Source organism: Vogesella mureinivorans (genome assembly GCF_007644035.1).
GTDB classification, from domain to species: domain Bacteria; phylum Pseudomonadota; class Gammaproteobacteria; order Burkholderiales; family Chromobacteriaceae; genus Vogesella; species Vogesella mureinivorans.
Map to the genome: position 1 here is coordinate 1 of NZ_VMTV02000867.1, position 321 is coordinate 321.

General features: G+C 68.8%; 1 protein-coding gene. It reads left to right on the forward strand.

Annotation, left to right across the window (positions count from 1 at the left end):
- Nucleotides 1-321, forward strand: a 321-nt coding sequence (locus FLQ44_RS20005) for a peptidase dimerization domain-containing protein (RefSeq protein ID WP_147695771.1), incomplete at both ends; no start/stop codon positions are given.

Sequence of the window (321 nt, forward strand, 5' to 3'; positions counted from 1 at the left end):
CTCGCTGGTGGTCTGCCTCGACTCCGGCTGCGGCAACTACGAGCAGCTGTGGTGCACCACCTCGCTGCGCGGCCTCGCTGGCGGCAACCTGAAGGTCAGCGTGCTGGAGGAAGGCGTGCACTCGGGCGATGCCTCGGGCGTGGTGCCTTCGAGCTTCCGTATCCTGCGTCAGCTGCTGTCGCGGCTGGAGGACGAAGTGACCGGCCGCATCCGCGCCGAAGACCTGTTCGTCGAAATCCCGGCCGAGCGCATCGAGCAGGCCAAGCGCGCCGCCGGCGTGCTCGATCGCGAGATCTGGGCCAAGTTCCCCTTCCTGCCCGG